This window comes from Brevibacillus sedimenti (assembly GCF_020923495.1).
In the GTDB taxonomy this organism is placed as follows: domain Bacteria; phylum Bacillota; class Bacilli; order Brevibacillales; family Brevibacillaceae; genus Brevibacillus; species Brevibacillus aydinogluensis.
The window spans coordinates 2,275,173-2,298,317 of the sequence record NZ_CP064048.1 but is presented as its reverse complement, the minus strand read 5'-3'; the positions used below and the strand labels follow the sequence as shown (position 1 = coordinate 2,298,317).

Annotated in this window: 24 protein-coding genes and 1 riboswitch; of the genes, 5 read left to right on the top strand and 19 right to left on the bottom strand. The window is 57.8% G+C overall.

Annotation, left to right across the window (positions count from 1 at the left end; genetic code table 11):
• Positions 1–26: 26 nt before the first annotated feature.
• Entirely contained in the window at positions 27–755 is a 729-nt protein-coding gene (locus tag IRT44_RS11245) for a hypothetical protein (RefSeq protein ID WP_230076677.1), read from the bottom strand.
• A 152-nt stretch (positions 756–907) separates the two neighbouring features.
• Here IRT44_RS11245 and IRT44_RS11240 point away from each other — a divergent pair, with 152 nt between their 5' ends.
• The 4 genes from IRT44_RS11240 (at position 908) to IRT44_RS11225 (ending at position 5,736) form a co-directional block, all read left to right on the top strand.
• Entirely contained in the window at positions 908–1,792 is an 885-nt protein-coding gene (locus IRT44_RS11240; RefSeq protein ID WP_171566393.1) for a glycosyltransferase, read from the top strand.
• Positions 1,793–1,947: 155 nt separating this feature from the next.
• Positions 1,948–3,219: a BMQ_0737 family morphogenetic spore coat protein gene (locus tag IRT44_RS11235; RefSeq protein ID WP_230076676.1), complete on the top strand. Its 1,272-nt coding sequence runs from the start codon at positions 1,948–1,950 to the stop codon at positions 3,217–3,219.
• Between the two features lie 448 nt (positions 3,220–3,667).
• The gene (locus tag IRT44_RS11230; RefSeq protein ID WP_230076675.1) at positions 3,668–5,014 is read left to right on the top strand and encodes a hypothetical protein; all 1,347 of its coding nucleotides are present in this window, start codon (positions 3,668–3,670) and stop codon (positions 5,012–5,014) included.
• Positions 5,015–5,373: 359 nt separating this feature from the next.
• Complete coding sequence (locus tag IRT44_RS11225) at positions 5,374–5,736, top strand: M67 family metallopeptidase (protein ID WP_171566395.1); 363 nt, start codon at positions 5,374–5,376, stop codon at positions 5,734–5,736.
• Positions 5,737–5,841: 105 nt separating this feature from the next.
• On the opposite strand, the gene IRT44_RS11220 is transcribed toward IRT44_RS11225, so the two are convergent.
• Genes IRT44_RS11220 through IRT44_RS11200 form a run of 5 tightly spaced genes read right to left on the bottom strand, consistent with a single transcriptional unit; the run spans position 5,842 to position 9,444 of the window.
• Positions 5,842–5,997 (bottom strand): hypothetical protein, encoded by a 156-nt coding sequence (locus tag IRT44_RS11220; RefSeq protein WP_230076674.1) that lies wholly within the window; start codon positions 5,995–5,997, stop codon positions 5,842–5,844.
• Positions 5,998–6,010: 13 nt separating this feature from the next.
• A complete protein-coding gene (locus IRT44_RS11215) occupies positions 6,011–6,325 on the bottom strand; it encodes a ferredoxin family protein (protein ID WP_171566397.1) in 315 nt (104 codons plus the stop codon).
• Complete coding sequence (locus IRT44_RS11210) at positions 6,307–7,602, bottom strand: FAD-dependent oxidoreductase (protein WP_171566398.1); 1,296 nt, start codon at positions 7,600–7,602, stop codon at positions 6,307–6,309. Before IRT44_RS11210 ends, IRT44_RS11215 begins: the two co-directional genes overlap by 19 nt.
• Complete coding sequence (locus IRT44_RS11205; protein WP_230076673.1) at positions 7,586–8,617, bottom strand: electron transfer flavoprotein subunit alpha/FixB family protein; 1,032 nt, start codon at positions 8,615–8,617, stop codon at positions 7,586–7,588. The genes IRT44_RS11210 and IRT44_RS11205 overlap by 17 nt, the downstream gene beginning before the upstream one ends.
• Positions 8,614–9,444 (bottom strand): electron transfer flavoprotein subunit beta/FixA family protein, encoded by an 831-nt coding sequence (locus IRT44_RS11200; RefSeq protein WP_230076672.1) that lies wholly within the window; start codon positions 9,442–9,444, stop codon positions 8,614–8,616. The genes IRT44_RS11205 and IRT44_RS11200 overlap by 4 nt, the downstream gene beginning before the upstream one ends.
• Before the next feature lie 320 nt (positions 9,445–9,764).
• A riboswitch (glycine riboswitch) is annotated at positions 9,765–9,879 on the top strand.
• 162 nt (positions 9,880–10,041) lie between these two features.
• On the opposite strand from IRT44_RS11200, the gene IRT44_RS11195 reads away from it, so the two are divergent.
• Complete coding sequence (locus IRT44_RS11195) at positions 10,042–11,406, top strand: alanine/glycine:cation symporter family protein (RefSeq protein WP_230076671.1); 1,365 nt, start codon at positions 10,042–10,044, stop codon at positions 11,404–11,406.
• Between the two features lie 27 nt (positions 11,407–11,433).
• Here the strand turns inward: IRT44_RS11195 and IRT44_RS11190 are convergent, their stop codons facing one another.
• From IRT44_RS11190 to IRT44_RS11130, 13 genes are all read right to left on the bottom strand, one after another.
• Positions 11,434–11,715, bottom strand: a complete 282-nt coding sequence (locus IRT44_RS11190; protein ID WP_171566402.1) for an HPr family phosphocarrier protein — start codon at positions 11,713–11,715, stop codon at positions 11,434–11,436.
• Positions 11,716–11,749: 34 nt separating this feature from the next.
• Positions 11,750–12,478, bottom strand: coding sequence for a KDGP aldolase (locus tag IRT44_RS11185; RefSeq protein ID WP_230076670.1), 729 nt, complete (start codon positions 12,476–12,478; stop codon positions 11,750–11,752).
• 10 nt (positions 12,479–12,488) lie between these two features.
• Positions 12,489–13,595, bottom strand: coding sequence for a DgaE family pyridoxal phosphate-dependent ammonia lyase (locus tag IRT44_RS11180; RefSeq protein WP_230076669.1), 1,107 nt, complete (start codon positions 13,593–13,595; stop codon positions 12,489–12,491).
• 43 nt (positions 13,596–13,638) lie between these two features.
• A complete protein-coding gene (locus IRT44_RS11175) occupies positions 13,639–14,289 on the bottom strand; it encodes a DUF4310 family protein (RefSeq protein ID WP_230077879.1) in 651 nt (216 codons plus the stop codon).
• Positions 14,289–15,077, bottom strand: coding sequence for a DUF4311 domain-containing protein (locus tag IRT44_RS11170; RefSeq protein ID WP_212133070.1), 789 nt, complete (start codon positions 15,075–15,077; stop codon positions 14,289–14,291). The genes IRT44_RS11175 and IRT44_RS11170 overlap by 1 nt, the downstream gene beginning before the upstream one ends.
• Before the next feature lie 21 nt (positions 15,078–15,098).
• Entirely contained in the window at positions 15,099–15,437 is a 339-nt protein-coding gene (locus IRT44_RS11165) for a DUF4312 family protein (protein WP_171566407.1), read from the bottom strand.
• Between the two features lie 3 nt (positions 15,438–15,440).
• A complete protein-coding gene (locus IRT44_RS11160) occupies positions 15,441–15,803 on the bottom strand; it encodes a glycine-rich SFCGS family protein (RefSeq protein ID WP_230076668.1) in 363 nt (120 codons plus the stop codon).
• Positions 15,804–15,823: 20 nt separating this feature from the next.
• The gene (locus tag IRT44_RS11155; protein WP_230076667.1) at positions 15,824–16,195 is read right to left on the bottom strand and encodes a hypothetical protein; all 372 of its coding nucleotides are present in this window, start codon (positions 16,193–16,195) and stop codon (positions 15,824–15,826) included.
• The gene (locus tag IRT44_RS11150; protein WP_212133071.1) at positions 16,186–17,322 is read right to left on the bottom strand and encodes an amidohydrolase/deacetylase family metallohydrolase; all 1,137 of its coding nucleotides are present in this window, start codon (positions 17,320–17,322) and stop codon (positions 16,186–16,188) included. The genes IRT44_RS11155 and IRT44_RS11150 overlap by 10 nt, the downstream gene beginning before the upstream one ends.
• On the bottom strand, positions 17,312–19,258 hold the full coding sequence (locus tag IRT44_RS11145) for a BglG family transcription antiterminator (RefSeq protein ID WP_230076666.1): 1,947 nt from the start codon (positions 19,256–19,258) through the stop codon (positions 17,312–17,314). The genes IRT44_RS11150 and IRT44_RS11145 overlap by 11 nt, the downstream gene beginning before the upstream one ends.
• 184 nt (positions 19,259–19,442) lie before the next feature.
• Positions 19,443–20,360 (bottom strand): cysteine synthase A, encoded by a 918-nt coding sequence (gene cysK / locus IRT44_RS11140; RefSeq protein ID WP_171566412.1) that lies wholly within the window; start codon positions 20,358–20,360, stop codon positions 19,443–19,445.
• Between the two features lie 198 nt (positions 20,361–20,558).
• Positions 20,559–21,608 (bottom strand): lipocalin/fatty-acid binding family protein, encoded by a 1,050-nt coding sequence (locus IRT44_RS11135; RefSeq protein WP_230076665.1) that lies wholly within the window; start codon positions 21,606–21,608, stop codon positions 20,559–20,561.
• 254 nt (positions 21,609–21,862) lie between these two features.
• A complete protein-coding gene (locus tag IRT44_RS11130) occupies positions 21,863–22,759 on the bottom strand; it encodes a GyrI-like domain-containing protein (RefSeq protein ID WP_230076664.1) in 897 nt (298 codons plus the stop codon).
• Between the last annotated feature and the right edge of the window lie 386 nt (positions 22,760–23,145).

The following is a 23,145-nucleotide window of genomic DNA, read 5'->3' as shown; positions in this document are numbered from 1 at the left end:
CGTTGGAGCCGCTTCCTGCTGTTCGTTCACCCCGGCGGCGCTGTATGCGTCCGCTTCCTCCCCCGCATTCTTTGCTGCATCTGCCGAATCCGCCTCTTCCGCAGCAGCTCTGCCCCAAACGCTTTCAGCAGATGGCGCGACAGGTATGACAGCGGTGAGATACGCAGACCGGTGAGAAAGTAATGAAGGATTCCGGAAGCGAGAAAAAAGGCGATGCATTCTGCGTACGCCTTGCGCTGCTGTTCATCCGTACCCTGAGGGAGTTGAAATTGAACCGCGATACCGGAGGAACCAGAGCGGGCTTCCCGCAGCAGTTTTATCACGCAGTTGATCCCTGTTTGCTTCAGTTCATGGTGGAGGCAGTCAACCAGCGTCCTGCGTGACTCGTTTTCGCTGCGAAACACGATCAACTTGGGGGAGACGGATGCGCGGATCTCCTTGACGCTAAAGCGGATCGCCACATCCTTTTTGAGAATCTTCGCCGGTTCTCCGATCACGACCTCTGCCCCGTACTCGGACAGAAACGCCTGCACCCTGTTCAAAATCTCACATTCGTAGGAGGCGTCTTTTCCGGCTTTTCCCACCGCCAGGACACAGACTCTCCCCTTTAGCCCGGAATCGAGCTCAATCCGCTTCTGTTCGGCATCCCATCTGAGCTGAAAGCCATTCTGTTTGCAGAACAGGCGAAAGGCGGGCACCGACATGTACGGTATGGTCCCGCTGCGCTGTCCCGCGTAATATACCTCGACGTCCATGCGATTCACTCCTCCAATGGGTATTTCCCCATCCGCTGTCTAGTGTATGAACAGCCGGCACCATGCGTGAGACGTGAAGCGGTCATTTTCCGAGAAGACGGGTACCCCCTTCTTCGTTCTGCCATACCATGTCAGGAGAAAGGAGTGATCCCATGTCGGACGAACACCTGCCGTTGGTTTCCGTCATTTTTCCGGCCAAAAATGAGGGAAACAACGTGCGCACCACGCTTGAATCGCTTCGCGCCGCGAAAACGCGCTATCCGTATGAGATCATCGTGGTGGATGACGGTTCTTCAGACAACTGCTGCGCCTTTTTGCAAACAGAAGAACAGAATGGCCGGGTCAAGCTGATCACCACGCCTGGAATCGGCGCAGCTGCTGCGAGAAATCTGGGAGCGGAACACGCCAAAGGCACCTATCTGATTTTCTGTGACGCCCATCTGACGTTTCCGAATTACTGGATCGACGGTCTCGTCGATCTGATCAAGTCCGGGCGCACCGATGCGGTATCTCCCGCCATCGCGTCGATGCAGGAGCCCCACAAGGTCGGCTACGGCCAGACGCTTGACCAGCGATTGGGCGTAGTCTGGACCCGGCATGTAAACCGACCGGAACCATCCGCCATCCTCCCCGGCGGCTGTCTGGCCATGCCGAAACACGTCTTTATGGACATCGGCGGTTTTGACAGAGGGTTTCGCGTCTGGGGCTTTGAAGACATCGAAATTTCCATAAAATTATGGTTGTTTGGTTACCGCTGCCATGTACAACCCTCGGTCAAAATCCTCCACCTGTTCCGAAAAGCCCATCCGTACAAAGTGGAGTTTGAGCATGTGTACTACAACATGCTGCGAATGGCGTACAGCCACTTTAACGAATCGCGGATTGCAGCTTGCAAGAAACTGATCATCCACGCCGATCCCAACCGGATTGAGCGCGAGGTGCTGCAATGCGGGGCCGTGGCCCAGCGTCTGCGGTATTTCGCCCGTCGCAAATACGACGACGACTGGTTCATGCGCCAGTTCGCCATTCCTTTCTAAACAGAAGGGCACGAAGCGAAGGCTGCGCGAAAAATGGGCATTCGTTGACAAGCAAATCTCCCGCTGCCTCCATAGTATGTAATGCAAAATCAAATACCCTATAGAAAGGAAGGGTTGTACTGGTGCATAAAGTGAAGCCCATCAGGGGTTACCAAGTGCCGACACCTACACCGACGCCAACCGCACCTCCGCCGATTCCCAACAATCTGCAGGAAGAGTGCATCCGCGTTCAAAAGGTGTACGACTGGGTTGTATTTGCCAACAGGGACCGCAACAAGGTTCCCATTCCAGACGACTGCCGGCCGTTGGTTGACGAAGCCATCCGTGCGGGACAGGACATTACGATTCAGTGCGTGGAACCGATCGTACCGCCGCCGTTCCCGCTGATTCCGAAACCGCAACCCACGATTTCGCCTGAATTTTCCTGCCGTGTCATCGGCATTCGCCGTGAGACGATCACGGTTGGCGGTGCTACCGTCCGCGTAGGCGTTGTCCGGTTCCTGTTCGGTGCTACTGTGTTGCTTCGCATTTTTGCTGATGGTACGTTCCTGTGCGAATTCCCGGCGACCATCCAGTTTGATGACGAAGTGGTGCTCTGCCTGCCGGAGCCGCTGGACGAAAACAACATTCTCTGCCGGATTACCGCAATCGAGTGCACGCCGATCGGCAGCGTTCTGCTCGGCGGCATGGTAGAATTGGAGATCACGATCTGCAAGGAAATCCAGGTGGAAGCGGAAGTAAAACTGGAGGTACTGGCCAAGTTCTGCGCACCGCGTCCGAACGACATCCCGGTACCGACACCGTCCCCCGGTCCTGGTTTCCGCTGCCCGCCGATCGTCTTCCCGCCGCAGTGCCCGACGATCTTCCCGCGTGCGAACTGCGACTGCCAGGCTACAGTCAATACGCTGCTTACCGGCGTAACAGTAAGCCTCGGCCTGCCGCCGCTGGCACCGGTAGAAATCGGTACCGTACAGTTGATCGCCGACATCTGCCCGAGCTGCAATCCGTCGGCCAGCACGTTCACCTTCAACTTCTTCGATACGCCTGGTCCGACACCGCTGCCTGACGTCATCCCCGGCGACCAAAGCTTCAGCCTCACGCCAACGACGATCAGCTCGCCGACGTGCATCACGGTTCTGCCGGACCTTGGTCTGGGAATCGTTCTGCCGACCATCCTCCTCGGTCTTGTCGTTACCGGTACCGGCGTGAGAACGTTCACGGCAACAGGCACGCAAGAAACGGTGAACTACACGCTCGTCTTGGCCGAAACCGGTCTGGGGCTGCCGGACGTCGTGCTCCTGCTGCTGACCAACGGAGCCGGACTCCCCATCTTCTCCGCAGCACTTACGATTGTCCCCGACGAGCAGCTGCTGGTCCAAGACTGCGTAACGTTCCCGGATGTAATCCCGACGCCGTCCATTCCGTAATTCGCCAGAATCGATACAAAACGGGAGAAGAGTTGCTCTTCTCCCGTTTGTGTGTTGACAAAGTGGCCGTTGCAAGGAGAACACGTTTCCGTCATCCGCTCCGTGCTCGCCCAGCAAGGAAGCACAAACTGCTCGCTCCGCATCGATTTGCGGGGGATCGCCAAAGCCGCATAGCTACGCAGCCTGTTCAACGGTGGCGATCCTTTTACCCGCAAATTGCAGCTCCGCTCGGTAGGGCTCACAAGTCGCTCTGCCTGGAAACGTGCTTCTCCTCGGTACGACCGGTTTGTCTTCAGTACGACGGGAGAAGAGTTGCTCTTCTCCCGTTTCTGTTTTAAGTGAAACATATACTCACCCGTAACAGCCTAACTCTTCTCCGCTTTTTCACACTTCCCGCTCCCTTACATATGTCTATAGGGGAACACACACTGCAAAGGAGGAACGTACGGTGCTGAAAAAAAAGACCTCCAGCAAAGCGAAGCCGGAGAAGGAAAAGCTTCTCCTGCTGAAGCGGCAAGCGCAGTTTTTTGAAGCGAAAGCGAACCAGCACTACGAAGAACTACAGCTTGCCAGCAAAAAACTGAAGGAACTGCGGGACCGGGAAGAATGGCACAACCAGCACCTGGAACAGGTAAAACGATCACTGACAGAGCAACAGCGCAGGGCAGACGAATTGAACCGCGTGGTGGCCGAACTGAAAGACCGGGTGCACGAGCTTGAACAACTCGAGGCAAGTCAGCTTGCCCTGCTTGAACAACGGGACCAAACCATCGCCTATTACAAGGAAAAGGAGGCGGAATGGCAGAAAACCCTGGAAGAGTGGAGGGAAATCGTAAGGGAAGCCCAGGGGGCGATGCTTTCAGAGGACGTTGCGCAGCTGCTGCAGCAAAAAGACGACATCATCGCCTACTATCAGGCCAAAGAGGCGGAGTGGAGCGAAAAATGGGAGTTGTTGAACCAAGAAGTCAAGGCGCACCAGCAGCAAACAGCCGACGATGCCCAGCGCATCAAGCAGCTGGAAGAAACCATCGCCAGCTACCAAACAAAAGAAGCCGAATGGCAGGGAGCGCTTGAAGAACTGACGCAGCAGCTTCACCAGCGAGACGACATCATCGCCCGCTATCAGGCCAAAGAGGCGGAGTGGAGCGAAAAATGGGAGTTGCTGAACCAAGAGGTCAAGGAGTACCACCAACAAACAGCCGACGATGCCCAGCGCATCAAGCAGCTGGAAGAGACCATCGCCAGCTATCAGACAAAAGAAGCCGAATGGCGGGGAGCGCTTGAAGAACTGACGCAGCAGCTTGAATCTTCCCGGCAAAACGAGGAAGCGCTGACGCAGTTGCTTCACCAGCGGGACGACATCATCGCCCGCCATCAGGCCGAGAAATCAGAATGGCAGCAGCAGATTGATGAATTACAGCAAAAATTGATACACGCATCGACTCAATCGGAGCGGGAAGAAACCTATCAGCAGCAGCTGAAGGAGAAGGAAGAAGTGATCGCCCGCTTGCAGGCGCAGGAAGCGGAATGGCAGCGGGAACGCCAGGAGTTGAAGAAGACGATCAAAGACTTGCAGAAAAAAGAAGAAAAGTACCGGCAGGCCATCCACGATTACCAGTCACGCGAATCGCGAAGCAAAAAAGGGATGGAATCCCCTGCTGCTGCCCAGCAACAGCAACTGGCAGCGGGCGGCACGCCCGTGTTGAGACTGCCGTCCAACAGCGCTCACGCCTCTTTTCTCAAACCGCACAACACGTCTGCAGTCACTGCCTTTAATCCCTTTAAAAACGCGTAACCATGCACCCAGACCGCCCGTCCTTTCCCCGACTGCACTCCGATGTGCAACCGCCGTTCCCTTCCTTTCCGCCGACGAATACATCATAGTATACGCCGAAGGAAAGGAAGGGATTTTCATGACACCGGATCAGATCCGCGCACTCTACAGACAACGGCAAATGAGGCCTGTCCACACGCACCCCCATCTTCCGAGCAACAGTCAGCAGCACGTATCCCCTCCAGGACATACCGGATGGGGCAAGTCGCACGTGGTCAAATCGTTGCCGCAACGAAGATCGGGCGGTTGCTGCGGGAGGCGTTTCAAGCCGTAGTCCCATAGGCATCGTCCTGCCGCTGGCTTATCATGTGTGGCGAGAGATGGTTGTCCACTGCACTGCTGAACAGCCCTATGAAGCATGTGGACTGCTGTCGGGGAGATGCGGACGGGCGGAGACCATTTGGAAGATGGAGAACGCCGATAAAAGCCCCTTCTCGTTTTCCATGAGAGAGGAACAGATTCGCCAGGTCTTTGCCCAAATGGAACAGAGAGGGGAACGTCTTGTCGCCATCTACCACTCTCATCCGGCCGCTCCCGCTTATCCATCGCCGTACGATATCGAGCACGCCTGTTATCCGGAGACTGCCTATCTGGTCCTGTCCCTTGCCGGACAACAGCCGGTTCTGGGATGTTTTCGCATCCACGGCAAACAGGTGACGCCGCTCAGATGTATCCTTTATTGAGTGACGTTGGTCTTGATTGACCGGGCATGTCCCATCTCTTCACAGTCTCGAAACAGTATATGGAAAAGTTGGGAAGCGGGAGCCGTGGCTCCCGCTTTTTTGTCGTCAGGAAAGCTGCTCCGCTTTCATCAGCACCTCCGCTTTTTCCCAACTGACAAAGGTGTCCTCCCAGAATATTTGATACCATTCCCCGTTCACCGCGATGACGATTCCTCTGGCTCCGTCACGGGTGTAGACAACGCATTCCCCCGGCTTAAACATGTTCCACCGTCCATTACCCCAGTCTGAAAATAATCCCGTGACCGCCTTTCGGGTATTCCCACTTGATGTTTTCGTACGGACAGCCAATCCGGCAGCTTCCGCATTCGTGACATCCCTCGTACCCCACATGCATGCGCACACCTTCCCACTTGTACACTTCGGCCGGACAAAAAATCGTGCACAGCTTGTCAGGACACTTGGTGGCACAGATGTCCGCATCCAGCACGTGCAGGTGTGACTTGGTGTCTGCCTTGAAGCGGACGAGGTACTGCTTTTCCTCGATCGATTGGCCTGCGGGCAGCTCTTTCCTCATTTCATCACCCTCCATGCCTGCATCAGATCGCGGGCCATCTTCCATTTCTCCCTGGCCGTGCCCAGATCACGCCAGATTTTCTTTTGCTTCTCCCACTTTGAACTGCCGTCCACGGTAAACATCTGGCTGGCCGCCCGGTTCATCATGGGAATATATCGCTCGAAATACTGGGGAGAACGTTCAAAGTGATGCGTGGCGTCCTGATACTTTTTCAGGTCCTGGCCAATGAAGCTGTCCAACAGTCTTTTGCGGTACGTATCCAGCGTCTTTTCGGAAAAGTCTCCCGCCGCTTTGGCCTCCAGGATCGCTTCCGCCGCCAGCACACCCGAGGTCATCGCCATGTTGGAGCCCTCGCGGTGGATCGCATTGACCAGTTGGGCTGCGTCCCCTACCACCAGTACGCCGTTACCGACAATCTTGGGCATGGAGCGGTAGCCGCCCTCCGGGATGAGATGGGCCAGGTACTCCTGCTGTTCGCTGCCCTGGATATAGGGGCGGATCATCGGGTGATTCTTGACGTAGTCCAGCAGTGCATAGGGTTTGATCTTATGCTTGATCAGACCGGACAGCATTGCTCCTACGCCGATGTTGAGGCTGTCCTTGTTGGTGTACAGCCAGGCGGTGCCGAGAATGCCTTTGGTCGAGTCGCCGAAGATTTCGATCGTACAGCCCTGATCCCCTTCCAGATTAAAGCGGTCCTCGATGATCTTGCGGTCCAGCTTGAGCACTTCCATGACAGCGAGGGCCACTTCGTCAGGCCGAAATTCCTTGTGGAAGCCGAGCGACTTGGCCAAGAGCGAGTTCACCCCGTCGGCCAACACTACCACGTCAGCGAACACCTCTCCGTCCGGCCGGTCGGTGCGTACTCCCACCACCTTGCCGTCTTCCACGATGCACTCCCGCACGACCGTTTCGTTTACCAGCAGGGCCCCCTGCTGCACTGCCTTGTCGGCAAACCACTGGTCAAACTTGGCGCGCAGCACGGTGAAGTTGTTGTACGGCTCCTTCGCCCACTCCAACCCCTTGTAGCTGAATGTCAGCGCCGATTGTTCATCCAGCATCATGAAGCGCTGCTCCACGATCGGCCGCTCCACCGGCGCTTCCTTGTAAAAGCCGGGGATGATGTCCTCCATCATTTTGCGGTAGAGCACTCCACCCATGACGTTTTTGGAGCCGGGATATTCGCCCCGCTCCAGAAGCAGGACGTTGACACCGGCCTTCGCCAGCGTGTAGGCGCACGCCGTGCCCGCCGGTCCGGCCCCGACGACGATTGCATCAAACTTTTCCGCCATACTGCACCTCCTTGTCCGATTCCGCCTGAAGCGCCTCGATCAAGAGCGGGACGATTTCAAACGCGTCACCGACGAGGCCGTAGTGGCACGCCTGAAAGATCGGCGCGTCCGGGTCCTTGTTGATCGCGATGATCAATCCGGAGTTCTGCATCCCGACCAGGTGCTGAATCGCTCCGGAAATGCCAATGGCAAAGTAGATTTTCGGCGTCACCGTCACCCCGGTCTGCCCCACCTGATGCTGGTGATCGATCCATCCCGCCTCGACGGCATCCCGGCTGGCCCCGACCGTCGCGCCGATTGCCTCGGCGAAGCGGTGGATCAGTTGGAAGCCCTCCTTGCTGCCCATCCCCTTGCCGCCGGCGACGATGATGTCCGCCTCGTCCAGCCGCACTCTCCTGCTGGTTTCGCGGACGATCTTCAGCACTTTGGTGCGGATCTCTTCCTCCCGCAGGGGAATCCGCTCCTCCACAATCTGGCCTGTACGATTGGGATCGGGCGGCAGCGCCTTCATCACCTTGGGCCGGACGGTGGCCATCTGCGGCCGATGCTTTTTGCACAGGATAGTCGCCATGATGTTGCCGCCGAACGCCGGACGGCTGGCTTCCAGCAGGCCCGTTTCTTGATCCACGTCAAGCATCGTGGTATCGGCGGTCAGCCCCGTCTCCAGATCGGTCGCCACGGCGCTGGCCAAATCCTTGCCGGTCGACGTGGCTCCGTAGAGCAGGATTTCCGGTTTGTGCTTCTGCACGCATGCGATCACGGCACGCATGTAGGACTCGGTCCGGTAGTAGTGAAAAATCGGGTCATCGTAGAGATAGACGACGTCCGCTCCGTACTGGAAGGCGACCATCGCCAGTTCACGCACCTGGTCGCCGATCAGCAAGCCGGAAAGAGGCACACCCCGCTTGTCAGCCAGCTTTCGCCCCGCCCCCAGCAGCTCCAGCGACACCGGGGCGATCCGGCCGTCCTGCTGTTCCAAAAACACCCAGACCCCGCGGTACTCCTCCAGGTTCATGCCCGTCCCTCCTTTGCGCGAAACAAATCCTTCTTCTCCGCCAGGATTTCCATCAGCCGGTTCACCTGCTCGCGCGGGCTGCCCTGCAGCTTTTCGCCCCCCTTGGGTTTCTCCGGCGGCCACACCTTGGCGACGATCGTGGGTGAACCTTTCAGCCCCAGCAGGCTCCGATCCACGTCCTCCAGGTCGTTGACGGACCAGATGACGGGCTGGTAGCGGGCGGCGCGCAGCATGTTGGGAAGCGGAGAGTACGGCACCTCGTTGATCTCCTTTTCCACGGAGAACAGACAAGGCAGCGTGGACTGGACCACTTCGTACCCGTCCTCCAGTTTGCGGTGGACGATGGCGTATCCCTTCTCCTTGTTGATCTCCACCACCTTTTTCACATTGGTCAGCGGCGGTATGTCGAGCCGTCTGGCGATGCCCGGCCCCACCTGCCCGGTGTCGCCGTCGATCGTCATCTTGCCGCAGATGATCAGATCGATCAGCTTCTGCTTGGCGATTTTCTCCAGCGCCTTGGTCAGCGCATAGCTGGTGGCCAGCGTGTCCGCCCCGGCGAATGCCCGGTCGGTAATCATGTAGCCCTCGTCCGCACCGATCTCGATGCACTTGCGGATCGCCTTGACGGCCGGCGGCGGTCCCATTGTCAGCACGGAGACAGTGCCGCCGTAGCGCTGCTTCAGCCGGACCGCCTCTTCCACGGCGTGGGCGTCATACGGGTTGAGAATGGCTGGAGCGCTGGATCGGTCCATCGTGTTCGTCTTCGGGTTCATCTTGATAACCTTCGTGTCCGGCACCTGTTTGATACAGGCGACGATATGCAGCATGCACAAATCCCTCCTCGCTGCCAGCTGCGGTCTTCAGCGAAGTCCCGCACGGGTTGTCTCTTTTTTAGGCGCATCTTGGGCAGCGTGTTGTTCATTGTTATAACGTATTGCGGGGAGCTGTCACTTAGACCTGGAATATGGGACACGTTCGAAACATTTCACAAGATTGACAGAAGTTTAATTTAGCTATATATTTTTTCTGTCAAATTGCATATGAGATCGGATGAACCATTCAGGAAAAGATCGGAAACGATCTACCGACGGGGCAAGGGAGCACATCCCGAAACTCTCAGGTCTTGGCAACAAGTGAAACTGAATGGGGACGAACCTCTGGAGAGACCCCCCTACCCGCATCGGCGAGGGGCACGGGCACCGAAGGAGCAAATTCGCAGCAATGCGAATGAATCTCTCAGGTAAAAGGACAGAGCGAACGACAGCTGCAAAACGACCGGAATGGCGCAAGGGGCTTATTGCTCCCCTGATTCCCCATGAACGGGCCGTTTTGCGTGTCCATGCCCGCTCCAGAAACATTTCATCCGCGATGAAATGTTTTTTCTTTTGTACGCAGATTTGTACGACAAACAAGGAGGAAACGACATGGACAAGCTGCTGCATTGGCTGGATGTAATCAACGGTTACGTATGGGGACTGCCCACGCTGGTGCTGCTGGTGGGCACGGGCGTAATGCTGACAGTGAGGTTGAGAGGATTGCAGTTCCGCAAACTGTGGTATGCCTTGAGGCTGGCCTTTGGCCGGCAGGAGAGCGGCTCGCCTGGGGATATCAACCACTTTCAGGCGCTGATGACAGCGCTGGCCGCCACCATCGGGATGGGCAACATCGCAGGTGTCGCCACTGCCGTCGCCACGGGTGGTCCCGGCGCCATCTTCTGGATGTGGGTTACTGCCCTGTTCGGCATGGCCACCAAGTATGCCGAAGCCATTTTGGCGGTCACCTACCGGATTCGCGAAGCGGACGGCCGCTATTCCGGCGGCCCGATGTACTACCTCGAACGGGGATTGAAGCAAAAATGGCTGGCTGTGCTCTTTGCCTTGTTTGGCACGCTGGCTTCGTTTGGGATCGGCAACATGGTGCAGGCCCACTCGGTGGCGGACGCGCTGCATTTGAACTTCGCCGTTCCCCCGCTCGCGTCCGGCGTGGCCCTGGCGCTGTTCACCGCGTTCGTGGTGCTGGGCGGCGTGCGCAAGATCGGCCAGGTGACCAGTGTTCTCGTGCCGTTCATGGCCCTGTTTTACATCGCCGCCGGCATTTGCGTCGTCCTGTTCCACCTGGACCGGGTGCCGCAGGCGGTATCCATCATTCTCGAAGGGGCCTTCAACGGGACGGCGGCCACGGGCGGCTTTTTGGGGGCCACGGTGGCGATGGCGATTCAAAAAGGAGTGGCCCGCGGCGTCTTTTCCAATGAGGCGGGGCTGGGCAGCGCTCCGATCGCGGCCGCTGCCGCCAAGACCGACACGCCGGCCAAGCAGGCGCTGGTCTCGATGACAGGCACCTTTCTCGACACCATCATCGTCTGTACGATTACCGGACTGGCCCTGGTGACGACCGGCGCATGGGAAACGGGCAAATCAGGAGTGGAGGCGACGACCTACGCATTCCAGACCGTATTTGGCCCGGCCGGCAGCTACGTGCTGGCCGTCGCCGTCATCCTGTTTGCCTACTCCACCATTCTCGGCTGGGCCTACTACGGCGAAAAGTGCTTCGAATACCTGGCGGGCAAGGATTCCGGCCGTTACTTCCGCCTCGTCTTTGTGGCGATGGTGAGCGTCGGTGCAACGCTGAAGCTGGACCTCGTCTGGGCGCTGTCTGACATTATGAACGGGCTGATGGCTGTGCCCAATTTGATCGGCCTGATCGGTCTCTCCGGCGTCGTCGTGGCGGAAACGAGGCGCTTTTGGGAACAGGAAGCAGCCTGCACCGCGAAACGAAAGCTGGCTGGCTGACACGCTTTGCCTGTTACCTGATCTCGTTTACGAATGAGCGCCTGGCTGCTGCTCGACCGCCATCGTCAGCAGCTTTTCCAACGCCTCCAGCGCCCGCTGCTCGTCAGGCCCGTCAGCGGTCAGGGTCACCTGCTCACCCTGGGCAACGGTCAGCGACATGATGCTGATGATGCTTTTTCCGTTTGCCGTCTTCCCGCCTTTGCGCAGACCGATGTCACTGGCAAAAACGGAAGCCGTTTGCACAAATGCGGACGCCGGTCGGGCATGCAGCCCTTGGGGAAGGGTGACAATCACTTGTTTTTCCAACATGAAACATTCCACTCCCAATCTCTCTTTGCAAGTGTTACACCTGCGGCAGGGCGGCGATCAGTTCTTTCACCTGGTCCGTCCTGGTCAGCCCGTTCGCCTTGTCGACGATGGAGGTATAGATGTGCGGAATCACGTGTTGGACCCCCTCCTCCAGGCAGGTTTCCACCACACGCCGGATGGAGGATGCGTCGATGCCTCCGGTCGGTTCGAATACGGACAGACCGCAGCGCACTGCCGCGCGAGCCATCGCCCGCAGTTCGTCGAGGCGTTGGCATCCGTTCACCGGGTAAAATTTGACTGAATGCACGCCGATCTCCGCCAGCATCGCCGCAGCCGCCTCGCAGGAGACGGTCTCCTGCCAGGTCCCACTTACGGGGCCGGTCGATATGATGACCCGGCCCGGTGTGCCGCTGGGGGCGATCAGCGCGTTGACAATTGTATCGCTGCTCCCTGCCTGCTGCAGGCAGCCCAGTGTGTAGCCGGCGGCGGGAAACACCTGGTTGACATGGGCCGGTTTTGTCCGTGCGGCCACCTCAGCCACCTTGTTCCACTGGGTCGGGTCGCCGGCCCCCAAACCCACGGAAACGGGCACGCCGGCGCGCTGGAACGACTCTACGGCGGCAGCGGCGGCATCAACGTCAGGGTACGCTTTTACCATCACGCCGATAAGCACCCGGCCCTCGGCTGCTTCCAAAATCCCCCTGGCGTTTTCCACGTGTTTGGCAAGAACATTGAGTCGGATGGTTGGCTTGTTCGTTGACATGGGTGCTCCCTCACTTTCTGTTGCTCCAAATCTCCCGGAGGCGGGCTGCAATGATCGCTTCCTGTCCGGGGCGCAGCGGTCTCGGGTCAAAGGCAATCACGCCCGTGTTGGCGTAGTGATTGCGGGTGAAAATGGCCGGGTCGCCCGCTTCCAGGAGGCGAATCAGCTCATGGGCTGTCATCCCTGCCGTCCGCTCGTCCACTTTTACCTGCGCACGGTAGATGGCGCGCCCCGCTTCGTCCTGCACCACGGCGGCATGGAGTCCCGGCAGTTCGTTGATTGCCGCGACGAGCCGTTCGACCAGCTGAAGCTGCTCTCCGGCGTCCTTGCTGGCCAATTCGTACCGCTCAAGAGCTGCCAGCAGGCCAACGATCGCCTCCTTACCTACCTTCATCGCCCGGCCGATGCCTTTGTACTGGGCGCGGCAGGCTTCCATCAGTTCGGCTTTGCCGCAGACAAACCCGGAGGTGGGCCCACCGATTGCCTTTCCGCCGCTGTAAATGACCGCATCCGCTCCCTTGGCGATGTACAGCCGGAGGTCTTCCTCCGCGGCGGCGTCCACGATAACGGGAAGTCCGTACTCCCTGCCAAGGGCGATCATCGTCTCCAGCGGCTGCATCCCTTTCTGCACGGCGTGGTGGGACTTGACGTACAGCAGCGCCCCCGTGCGTTCGCCGATCGCTTCGCGCAGGTGCGCTTCCTCCACGTGGTTGGCGTGACCCGCTTCCACCACCTTCCCGCCGCCGAGGGCAATCATCTGCCGTACCGATGCCCCGAAGTGGACGGCATGCCCTTTTTGAATCACGATCTCGTTGCGCAGCCCCTCCGAGTCCGGCAGCTGTTCGATCAGACGCAAATTGCGGCCGGCGATGACGGCGGCGACGGCAATGGCGATGCCCGCAGCCGCGCCGGATGTCGGACACCCGTCTTCCGCTCCCGTCACATCGGCGATTTTTTTGCCGGCCGCTTTCACCAGCTCGGCGATCTCCGCGTAGTCCATGGCTGCCTCGCCCATCGCCTGGGCGACAGCGGGATGGACGGCGCTGGCTCCGAGCGCCGTCATTTTGCCGCTGGCGTTGATTACCTGTCTAAGACCGTATGATTGGTAGATGCCCATTTGGTTGCAGCATCCTCCTTCCCGGTGTGTTGGGCCAAAGGCGTCACTGCGGCGGGATGGGGAACATCGCTCCCAAAATCATCGCGCCGATGATCGCCCCGCCGGCAATCGGTTTTTTGAAGTAGTAGAAAACGGCTGCCCCGATGGTGGCACCGATGCCAACCGGTATGGACGCCATGATCGCAGAAATGACGATCAGCGGACCGAGATAGCGTCCGGCTGCGTTGCCCGCTCCCATCATCACGTCGGCGCCAAACGTGGACTTGGCCGCGTTGATCGTAAACGTGCGGATCAGGACGATCACCGCGCCGATGATCAGTCCCAGCAGCGCTCCCGTTACCAGTGCCAGCGGGAACGAAAGCAGCGGGGCCGTCATGCCCGCGCTGAGCATCAGCGCCGGAACGCCGATGCCAATGCCCGTCTGCAGCGAACCGCCGATGTCCAGGATGCCGACCAGCGGCCCTTCCAGGACGCGGGCAAACAGGAAGCTGGCGCCAAACGCAGCTGCCGCTCCATACCCGCCGCCTTTTATCCCCGCTTCCAGCATGGCGACGATGGCGATGTCGTTGAAAGCTCCAACGTGATACACATAATACAGATGAGTCCCGGCAAAAATCCCGGAAGACAGGCACGCGACGAAGAGCGGAAACGCCCACTCGGAATACCAGAAACCTTTTGCCTGACCTTCATTCATCACTTGTTCACCACCGATCCAAACATCTCATGCAGATCAATCAGCCACTGCGGAACGTCCACCTGGATGCTCTTTAACAGCGCCACGTCAAATGCGCGGAAGAACCCGCTCAGGATAAACAGCAGCACCACGGCCGTCACCAGGGTTTTGGTAATCCGGTTCCATCCGCTGTCGTCCAAGCCTTTGCCGATCAGGATGCCGAGCACAATGCCCGGTACGGCGTTGCCCATGACCAGGTGGGAAAACCCGCCGAGAACGGTGCCCCAGACGCCGGTTCGTTTTCCCGCATCCATCGCAGCCATCCAGAAGACGATCGGCATGATTGGATTGATCAGCCAGTTGGCGGCCGGAACCAGGACTTTCGTCGCCACCAGCTGCATCGACTGGGGAATGGCCGTCGCTGTCGAATTGAGCAGCGTCACGACGACTGCACCGACGACTGCCCCGACGATCGCCATTTTTTTCGGGTCGTGCAAAGTCTCCTCCACGTTTTTGTTTTTCCACAGCAGAAGGGCTGCCGTCCAGTTGGGCAAAATCCGGTGGTCCACATCCTGGGTCAGCGCGCCGGCCCCGACCACGGACGCCCAGGAATTGAAGAAGAAGCCCAATCCGAACGAAAAGTGGGAGATCGGGTCACCGGCGCAGGCGTTCAGTTCGCCAAAAGTGCGAAACGCCCCCATTCCCTGCACGTTCGGTGCGTGAAACATCCGGGCCGCCCCCGCTCCCACGCCGAAGCCGACCAGTGCGCCGATTACCATCGATTTCAACGCAATCATCCATGTCACCATGAACGTTCCCCCTGTTTCTTTCTATCGCTGGCCGAGCAGCTGCTTCACGCCGGTCGGCTGCTCGCTTTGCTGCCGGAACGGAATCTCCTGCAGCCGAACAAGTCCCAGCCGGACGCTTACGTCTGCGGTAATCTCGTATCGCGTGCGGGTGCGCGGAAAAAAGAGGCCAAACAGCCGCTCCCGGTATGACGTCTCCGTCGCGGACACCACCTCGACCGCGAGCGGTTCAATCCGCACCACCAGATCGGACGTCTCCCGCGCGATCGCGTGCTTGATCTGGGCGAAAATCCTGTTGAACGCCCCTTCTTTGGTCTCCGCGCTCCCCGTCAGTCTCAGCGTGCGAGTCACTTCCGTGTACATAGGCTACCTCCCCGCCAGTTTGATGAATGCTTCGGTCAACCGTCTGCCCAGCTCTTCCGTGTCCATAAACCCGAATCCGATCACCTTGCTGCCGTTTTGAAGCGCGGTAATGCCCGCTTCCACAGACCTGAGACCGTATTCGACCGGGTAGCCGTACTTCGTCTTCGCGGTCAGCGCCCCTGCGCCTCCGCTGCCGCAAAACGACAGGCCGAAATCAGCGTTTTCCCGGTACATCACGTCCCCCACTTTCATGTCCGCGCCGACGCCGGGTATCAGGATCGCCAAGCCCCCCGCCGCTTCCACGCCTTTTGCCACATTGTGGCCCTTGCCCAACCGGTCGCCAATCACCACTTTTACCTTTGCCATTCGCATACCCTCCTCCATTGCTACGGTTGTTCCTGCTGCAGCGCCCGTGCCGCTTCAAAATGGACGGCCATTAAAAACACTTCCGCATCCCCGGCTTCCCGTGCTGATCCGGCGGCGGCGAGCACGCGTCCGGCGAGATGCAGCATCTCGGACGGGATCTCCGCATACAGCTCCTTCTCCACGGGCGGAAGCGTCTCTCCGCTTCGCATCCGCCGCAAAAATCCCAGCATGTGCACGCCCATCGCCAGCCATCTGTCACGGGAGACTGTTAATCCCAGACGGGTCGTCTCGTCAAGAGCTGCTGCCATCAGGTTGTTTAATTCAGAAATTTCAGATAAGTTAGCTTCCAACTGTTCCGCCACTTCCTGCACTATTGCCTTGATCATCTGCATGTCAGTACCTTTCCTGCTTTAATCGTCAGCCTTGCTGTAACCGACTCCTCCGCCGTGAGCTGCTCTCGTTCCGAGTCTGTCAGGACGACGGGGACGTTTGTCAGCTCCAGCACACTCAGATCGGCCACTGCACCCGGCCGCAGCGTCCCGATTTCATCCGTCATTCGCAAAACGGCGGCAGGCGCTGCCGTACAAGCGGCAATCACCTCCTCCAGCGAATAGCCGAGCGCCACAAACTTCGTCATCGTGGTCGTCAGGCTGTGTACCGGTCCCGCCGCGTTCTGCCGGTAAATGTCGGTGCTGATCGTATGCGGCGCCAGGCCGAGCGCCCGCGCCTGCCGCATGGTGCGGAAGCTGAAACTGGACGTGCCGTGCCCCACGTCAAACAGCACGCCGCGCGCCAGTGCCTTTTCCGCTTCCGGAATCAGCCGGCCCCGTTCGTCCAGGATGCCGCCCGCTTTTCCGTGAAACGCGTGGGTCACCACGTCGCCGGCATCCAGCACGCGCAAAATCTCCGACAGTGCCGGCGGTGCGTTTCCGATGTGCACCATAAGCGGACAGCCCGCTTCCCGGGCCGCTTCCTTAGCGACGAGCAGAGGCTTGATGCCGTTTTCCCTGACGACCGACGCACTCATTCTCGCCTTGATACCGCGGATCAGCGGCTGCTCCCGGATGAGCGCCACCGCTTCCCGCGGCGTGAGCCGGTCCATGTCCGCCAGCTCGGACAGCCCGCCGCACAATCCTTCGCCGGCAATGTTGAGAAACGCAAGCACGCGGGTCCCGGCCGGTTTGACAGCTTCGTCCAGGAAGGTTGCGAACGTGCGGGCTCCGGCGCTGCCCGCGTCCACCAGCGTGGTAACGCTCTGTTCGATCCCTACGCGGTCGGCCTCGATGCCGAGCGGCGTCCGCCCCGGAAATACATGGGCATGCAGGTCGATCAGTCCTGGCGTCACGATGGTCCCCGAGGCATCCAGCGTCTTCCTGGCGCCGCCCAATTGCGCCGGCAGCCGTCCCGGCTCCGCCAGCGCCGCGATCCTCCCGCCGCTGATGGCAATGTCATACCGTCCGTTGATCGACTGGGAGGGATCGATCACCCGCCCTCCCTGGATGAGCAAATCAATTGTCACTCTCTGTCACCCCTTTCCCTGAAAAATATCGCATGATTGCCGTTATCTCGCTCTCCGGCACCGCAAGCCCGGCGTTTTCCACGAGCGTTTTCAGCGTTTTGCGCCATGCGGCATAGTCTTCTCCCTCCGGCTCCGCTTCCGTCTGCCACTCCACGTAGGAGGAGCCAAACGTCAAGCGGTTGACCATTAGCATGATGTGGAGCATCAGACCGCTTGCCGCCTGTTCGGTCAAGTGTTCGCGAAACGCCGCGGTAATCGCTTGGCTCAGCTCGAATCCCTTGTAGATCACGTCCTGCGACAGCCGCTCCACCACCGGCAGGTCACGCTCGTGAAGGTCGGCGCAGAGATCGCTTCGCCGCGGCCCTCCGCCACTTCCGGACGCAGCCGAATCGGCCGACGGTTGTGCGGAGATCGTTTGCAGACAGTCGTGAATTTTTTCGAGATCGTGCCGGGTGGGCAGAGCGTTGACGACGACAACCGGCACGTCCGCCTTGACCGGCAAAACGCTGACGATCAGGTCCACTTTGCGGCTGGCCAGGTATTTCTCCACCTCCAGACTGCCGCACAGGCCGACGACGCGCAGCCCTTTCAGTTCCGCCTCCAACTGGGTTTTCAGGAACCGGGCCGTGCCCCGTCCAGTACCGCACACGACCAGCACATTCACCTTTTTCTGCTCCATCCAGCGGTCCCAGGCGGCCTGAAAGTGCAGCACGATATAAGCGATGTCCGCGTCGAGCAGACAGATGCCGCTCGGCCAGAGCACGTCCTGGCATGCCCGCTTGACCGCGGCGAACATCCGCGGATACGAGCGGCAGATTTCGCTGGTTAGGGGATTGGGGTACAGCACCCCCTGCAGGTAGCGCATGATCCTGTCAGTCAGGTGGGCAAACAGGTGCTCGTGCAGCTCGGGATCGTCGTCAAACGGCACCTGCATCGCCTGGCTGACCGCTTCCGTCAGCCGGATGGTGACGTCGTAGATGTCGGGAGCCGGGCTGCTGCCGCGCACAGCCGTCAAGGGGTAATCCACCCCCAGCAGGGGGAGGCAGCCGTACGCCAGCTCGTCGGGTGTGACCATCAGTCGCAAGGCAGCAAACAGCCGGTTGGCCGTCTGCGCGAACAAGGGGTAGCCGCTCCATCCTTGCGCGGTTTGAATGGTTGTTTCATCGGCAGTCAGGACTTTCCCCTTTTGTACCCTGTGCACGAGTATGCACAGCCGGATGTGCAGGCTGATCAGCGTCCGGTCCGTCACGGCAAACGACAACTGCGCCATCAGCTCCCGCACCGCCTGATCGATCAGGCGAATCTCCTCTTCGCCGAGCAGCCGCTGTTCCACGAGGGGGCCTGCTTCATCGGCAGCAGCAGCGATGTCCGCCGCGCCTCCCTGTACCCGCTGCACCAGCCGGAACATCTCGTCGCCTTCCAGGAGATCGTGCAGGAGACACTCCAGGGCAAAGCGCACCGACCGCTCTTCTCCGAATATTCTGACTCCATAGCGCGGCCTGCTGATCAACTCCAGCCCCCACCCTGCGAGAAAGCTCTCCGCTTCTCTGAGGTCGGATATCACCGTATTGCGGCTGACCGCCATCCGGTCCGCCAGATCGTTCAGCCGCACGTACCCGTCGGCGAGCAGCAGCATGAGCGCCAGGTGCTTGGCCCGTTCCTTCTGATGCAGGACCCAATCGCTCCGACCCCATCCCTCCAGGTGCCGGCGCAGGCGGGCCCGCTTTTCCTCGTTTTCGCTGATCCAGATGCCCTTGTTCGGCTGGGAGTGCAGGGTGACGTGGCGCTCCTTCAACCACGTGCGGATCGCTTCCAGATCGTACTTGATCGTCCGCTCGCTGACGCGAAAATCGCGCGCCGCTTCCCGGATTTTCATCGGCCGTGTGCTGTCCAGCAGCACTTTCAGGAGCGCGCGGGAACGCGAGGTCAACTGCACCTTACCTCCCCCTTCCCGTCGAATCTTGTCAGCGTTGGTTGAGTCTCATTATAAGTAACCGTTTTCTTGGGGTAAAGCACGATTCTTTTCCCCATCAGATCGTGCAACTTTTGCAAGATTCCGTCGAAACTCTCTAACATGTTAATGAGCCGTCCCCTACAGGACGGCCTCATTAACATGCCCCTTATTCAAAAAAGTTCATGCTCAGATACCGTTCGCCCGTATCCGGCGCGATGCAGACGACCCTCTTGCCTGCTCCAAGCCGTTTGGCAATCGTGATGGCGGCGTACACCGATGCTCCCGACGACGGGCCTACCAAAATCCCCTCCAGCGCGGCGAGCTTGCGCATGCAGTCCAGCGCGTCCTCGTCTGCAATCTGGATGATCTCATTGTAGATGTCCGTATTCAAAATGCGCGGGATGAAGCCCGGACTGGTCCCGACCAGCTTGTGCGGTCCAGGCTTGCCGCCGGACAGGACGGGGGAGCCTTTTGGCTCGACGACAGCGATGTACAGCTCCGGCAGCTGCTCGCGCAAGGCTTCGCCCGTCCCCGTGATCGTTCCGCCTGTGCCCGCGGTTGCGACAAAGGCATCGAGCTGTCCGTTCGTCTGCTCTAAAATTTCGCGGGCAGTCGTGACCCGGTGGATATCGGGGTTCGCCTTGTTTTCAAACTGCTGCGGGATGAAGCTGCCCGGAATCTCCTTTTGCAGCTCCAGCGCCTTGGCGATCGCCCCCGGCATGCGCTGCTCGCTCGGCGTCAGCACCACCTCGGCGCCATACGCCTTCAACAGGTTGATCCGCTCCTTGGACATGTTGTCCGGCATGACCAGTATCGCCCGGTATCCTTTGGCCGCAGCGTTCATCGCCAGGCCGATCCCCGTGTTGCCGCTGGTCGGCTCGATGATCGTGTCCCCCGGCCGAATCAGTCCTTCCGCCTCCGCGGCCGCGATCATATTGTACGCCGCGCGGTCCTTGACGCTTCCGGACGGGTTAAATTTTTCCAGCTTCACCCAAACCTCTGCCGCTCCTTCCGGGACGATCCGGTTCAGGCGAACGAGAGGCGTATTTCCGATCAGCTCTGTAATACTTTCATAGACTCTCATAAAAAACCTCCCGATCAAGCTACAAAGGCGAATGTATACGTTTAAGGATAATACAACAAAACCGATCTGAAAATAACAAAATCACAGTTTGCTTTTTACCGGATTACCGTCTGGTTGACTCTAGTTTGCAAAAAAGCCCAGCCTTCCGCTGCATCGAGCCGTCGGAAAGCTGAGCTTTTTTCCATTCGACTATCTGTACTAGAAGCCGTACTTGGCCCTCGTCTGTTCGAGCACGGCTGCCGCCTGCCGGTAGAGCTTGTCTGCGGAGGCTTTGACGCCAGCCTGCTCATTTCCCAGTGCACTGAGCCGCTCATTTGCCTGCGCGATCGCTTCGGAGCCTGCCTTGACCGCTTCCGTCAACGCTTTCTCCCGCTTCTCTATATCTGTCACGCTCGCCTTGATTTCCTCCCACACCGCCTGCGCGTCTTTCATATCCGTCTCCAGCACGGCAATTATGTCTTGCATGCGCTTTTTCTTTTGCTCGATCGTGCCGTCCATGGCATTGATCCCGTCGACCAGCACCTTCATGTTGTTAAGCGTCCCGGCCATCACGTCGTAGTCCGTTTTGCTCAGACCAGGCTGTTTCGCATATGCAGTCAGCTCGTCCAAAAGTCCTTGCAGCTCGACGACCTGATCTTTGGAAAACTGCAGCTCCTCTGCGAACTGGATCTCCTGCAAATATTGGGCGCTCTCCAGCATATCGGCCGTAAGCCTCTCCGTCCGCTCGACCTTTTTGGCGAACTCGACGCGCGCTGCTTCCTTGGCCCGCTGCTCCTCCACTTCTTTTTTCTTCTGTGCAGCTTCCTGCTCGACGTTCTTCGTCCACACCGCCAGCTTGTCGTCGTACGCCTGCTTGTTGCTGGCCGCGAGCAAGATTTCTGCCGGCTCGCCTTGCGCAAGCGGCCCCTGGAACAGCAGTCCGTCTCTTCTCAGCTTGGCCTGGAGCTTTTGGCTCGTCGTCTTTTCTTGAAGCGTAAGCGTATTGTTTTCCATCGTGCCCGTCCAGACGCTTGTCTCAGTCTGCAAGCGCGGAATCGTATCCTCGACGAGCAGCTTGGTCAAGGTTACTTCAACGCTGACCTGGTCATTTTCCGCTGTTGCCTTCGCGTACACCATCCGGCTGTTGTCTTCGTACATGTATCCTTCGGCCAGTGCAATAGGCCCCAGCAACCGATAGCTCCAAAAGCCCAACACAATGACAACCAGCAGTGCGATTCCAAGGTATAGACGTTTGTTTTTCCCCTGCATGTGGCGACCCCTCATCCGTTTTCTGTTTCTTTTGACCTGCTTTTTTCCAAAACACGCCATAACTTCATCATACATGAACTGCAATCCAAAACCATATGAGTCGAAAGGCCAATTCCTGTGCAGTATGGCGGGGTCGTATTCTTACTTTTTTGCAGAGGGGGGATCAATTGTCAACATACTTCTCCTCATTTCCCTGCCATTTACAATGCAAAAGGCTGTTCCCCTGCCATTTTTCACGGGACAGCCCCTTTCATTCAGCTCTTTTTCTCAATATCACTCCGATAGATCAGATAGCAATCGCTAGGTTCATCGCTAATTTCTTCGTGCGCAAAAACAATCGTCCAGTCCAGCGTAGAGTCAAACAGGTACATATCAAAAGTGAAGCGCGTGTACGATTTCATCAATTTTTCGGCATCCATCGTAAACACTTTGCCGGATGCAAACTCTCTCCCTAACGGGCTTGTTGCATCCCAGAAAAACAGCAGCTCTTGTTTGCTCTTCAAATAATTGGTCGCGTCTTCCAGGCTCATCCCCTGCATGTTGTCAAGAGCCACTTCACTCAGAAACTCCCAAAGGTATCCACTGTGCCAAGGTAATCCAGTGTGTATTGCTTCATATCTTTTATAGAGAAACCTGCGAATTTGGTCGCTGTCCACATCGAAATATGTTTCGATGTACTGTTTGCGAAGCTGTTTGGCCCTCGCTTCGGGCAAGACGGGGATCTGCCGCACATTCACGACATCTGGCGAGTATTCGACTAAATTATAAGTGTACGAATGATACTTGCCGCCTGCTCCCAATACAAACTTTCGATACTCGCTGCAATCGTCCTCATTACCGAGTATGTAATTCGTCATCGAAAACATATCGTGGACATAGATGTCTTGATAATCAGGCACTTTGGCATAAAGACCCGCAGGTACTTTTGCTGCAACACATCCCTCCGGCAGATTCTCTATGGAACTGACTTGCTTGCCGAAAATCTCTTTTTCTCCGATGGAAAAGTAATAAAAGACATGAGGATTAATCACATGGTCAATCTCTGACAAGACAGGGTCGGGGGCTTCAAAATATTCATCCCAGTCAACCCCCAATCCAATCTCAATCCCTGCGATATAAAATTCGTCCATTTCTACAATGGTTAAGCGCATGTTATCCTCCTTATTTTTTACCAAAAACATGGCAGGAAAGGGCGTAACTGTATATGTTACGCCCTACCATTACTTTAACCCACTCACGAGAAGGAATGATAATCTCCCAATCCATCGCTTTACTTTCAGTATTCAGACTTGTTGAGGCTGCTAATCTAGCAACTCAAGATTACAGATTGCAATACCTTCACTATTAAAATCTGGATTTTGTTACCACTTGCACTTATAACATATTTTTACTTTTTCTGTAAACAAATTTTTCCCTCCATCTCAACACTGTCATTCAAAAATGAAAGATAATCATTCAAAAATGAATGAATCTTTGCAATCAGATTCTATTTTTCCAAAAATACAAATTGGTATAATGTTTGCATACTTGAATATAA

Bases quoted from the DNA above. Each gene is read 5' to 3' on its own strand.
- IRT44_RS11245 (WP_230076677.1), bottom strand. From the start codon at position 755: ATGGACGTCGAGGTATATTACGCGGGACAGCGCAGCGGGACCATACCG.
- IRT44_RS11240 (WP_171566393.1), top strand. From the start codon at position 908: ATGTCGGACGAACACCTGCCGTTGGTTTCCGTCATTTTTCCGGCCAAA.
- IRT44_RS11225 (WP_171566395.1), top strand. From the start codon at position 5,374: ATGGTTGTCCACTGCACTGCTGAACAGCCCTATGAAGCATGTGGACTG.
- IRT44_RS11220 (WP_230076674.1), bottom strand. From the start codon at position 5,997: ATGTTTAAGCCGGGGGAATGCGTTGTCTACACCCGTGACGGAGCCAGA.
- IRT44_RS11215 (WP_171566397.1), bottom strand. From the start codon at position 6,325: ATGGAGGGTGATGAAATGAGGAAAGAGCTGCCCGCAGGCCAATCGATC.
- IRT44_RS11210 (WP_171566398.1), bottom strand. From the start codon at position 7,602: ATGGCGGAAAAGTTTGATGCAATCGTCGTCGGGGCCGGACCGGCGGGC.
- IRT44_RS11205 (WP_230076673.1), bottom strand. From the start codon at position 8,617: ATGAACCTGGAGGAGTACCGCGGGGTCTGGGTGTTTTTGGAACAGCAG.
- IRT44_RS11200 (WP_230076672.1), bottom strand. From the start codon at position 9,444: ATGCTGCATATCGTCGCCTGTATCAAACAGGTGCCGGACACGAAGGTT.
- IRT44_RS11195 (WP_230076671.1), top strand. From the start codon at position 10,042: ATGGACAAGCTGCTGCATTGGCTGGATGTAATCAACGGTTACGTATGG.
- IRT44_RS11190 (WP_171566402.1), bottom strand. From the start codon at position 11,715: ATGTTGGAAAAACAAGTGATTGTCACCCTTCCCCAAGGGCTGCATGCC.
- IRT44_RS11185 (WP_230076670.1), bottom strand. From the start codon at position 12,478: ATGTCAACGAACAAGCCAACCATCCGACTCAATGTTCTTGCCAAACAC.
- IRT44_RS11180 (WP_230076669.1), bottom strand. From the start codon at position 13,595: ATGGGCATCTACCAATCATACGGTCTTAGACAGGTAATCAACGCCAGC.
- IRT44_RS11175 (WP_230077879.1), bottom strand. From the start codon at position 14,289: ATGAATGAAGGTCAGGCAAAAGGTTTCTGGTATTCCGAGTGGGCGTTT.
- IRT44_RS11170 (WP_212133070.1), bottom strand. From the start codon at position 15,077: ATGGTGACATGGATGATTGCGTTGAAATCGATGGTAATCGGCGCACTG.
- IRT44_RS11165 (WP_171566407.1), bottom strand. From the start codon at position 15,437: ATGTACACGGAAGTGACTCGCACGCTGAGACTGACGGGGAGCGCGGAG.
- IRT44_RS11160 (WP_230076668.1), bottom strand. From the start codon at position 15,803: ATGGCAAAGGTAAAAGTGGTGATTGGCGACCGGTTGGGCAAGGGCCAC.
- IRT44_RS11155 (WP_230076667.1), bottom strand. From the start codon at position 16,195: ATGCAGATGATCAAGGCAATAGTGCAGGAAGTGGCGGAACAGTTGGAA.
- cysK (WP_171566412.1), bottom strand. From the start codon at position 20,360: ATGAGAGTCTATGAAAGTATTACAGAGCTGATCGGAAATACGCCTCTC.
- IRT44_RS11135 (WP_230076665.1), bottom strand. From the start codon at position 21,608: ATGCAGGGGAAAAACAAACGTCTATACCTTGGAATCGCACTGCTGGTT.
- IRT44_RS11130 (WP_230076664.1), bottom strand. From the start codon at position 22,759: ATGCGCTTAACCATTGTAGAAATGGACGAATTTTATATCGCAGGGATT.